The organism is Brasilonema sp. UFV-L1, from assembly GCF_012912105.1.
Classification (GTDB): Bacteria; Cyanobacteriota; Cyanobacteriia; order Cyanobacteriales; family Nostocaceae; genus Brasilonema.
Window position 1 is genome coordinate 1 of record NZ_QMEA01000298.1, and the last position, 938, is coordinate 938.

Sequence of the window (938 nt, forward strand, 5' to 3'; positions counted from 1 at the left end):
GAACAAAGGGCAAGGAAGTCCTCACGCAACCACGCACACCACCCGAAAACCGAGATCGTCGTCACGAAGGTCGGGGTAGTTCCCAACGCGAACCGCCGAGCGGCAATTCCCCGGATCGATGCTCCACGAACCGCCACGAAGCAGCTTTTGTACATTTGTACTACCACTCGTTAACCATGCACTGCCATCAGTGGGTGTACCTTGATAATTGTCATGCCAGTCATCCTGACACCACTCCCAAACTAACCCATGCATATCATATAAACCAAAAGCATTGGGTGGAAAACTTCCCACATTTGTTGTCTGTTGGCGATATTGACCTTTTGGTCCAGAGGCGTAAGTCTTCGTTCCGTCGTAATTTGCTAAATCAGTTGTAATCGTTTCACCAAAGTAGAAAGGTGTAGTTGTTCCTGCACGAGCTGCATATTCCCATTCTGCCTCGCTGGGTAGTCTGTAGGTGCGTCCCGTCTTCTGACTTAAGCGTTTGCAGAATTCCACAGCATCATTCCAACTGACCTTTTCCACTGGACGCTTTTCTCCTTTAAACTCGGAAGGGTTATTACCCATAATTGCCTGATACTGCGCCTGAGTCACTTCATACTTGCCCATAAAAAACCCAGGAACTGTGACTGGATGTTGTGGTCCTTCGTCTGACTGTCTTTCTTTTTCCCCTGCTGGTGAACCCATGAGAAATTTACCACCTGGTATCTGTACTATCTCCAAGGTGACACCATTCCCCAAGTCTTGCGCGAAGTATTTCGCCTGACGGTTGCTGCGGTTGTTAATATTTCCCTGTGCATCAACAGTGACAGTTTCAAAGTCAAAGGTTTGTAGGGATGGGACTTTTTCTCTAAAACCACCTTCCAAAAGCCGTTGTCCGACAATAGCGGTTGAGCAGTAAGCCTTAAACCTAAGTAAATCTTGGCAAAACTACTTGC

Annotated in this window: 1 pseudogene; it reads right to left on the minus strand. The window is 47.4% G+C overall.

Annotated elements, in window-relative coordinates:
* Positions 1-21: 21 nt before the first annotated feature.
* Positions 22-837 (minus strand): annotated as a pseudogene (locus tag DP117_RS34250) (formylglycine-generating enzyme family protein); the annotation flags it as partial.
* Positions 838-938: the final 101 nt, after the last annotated feature.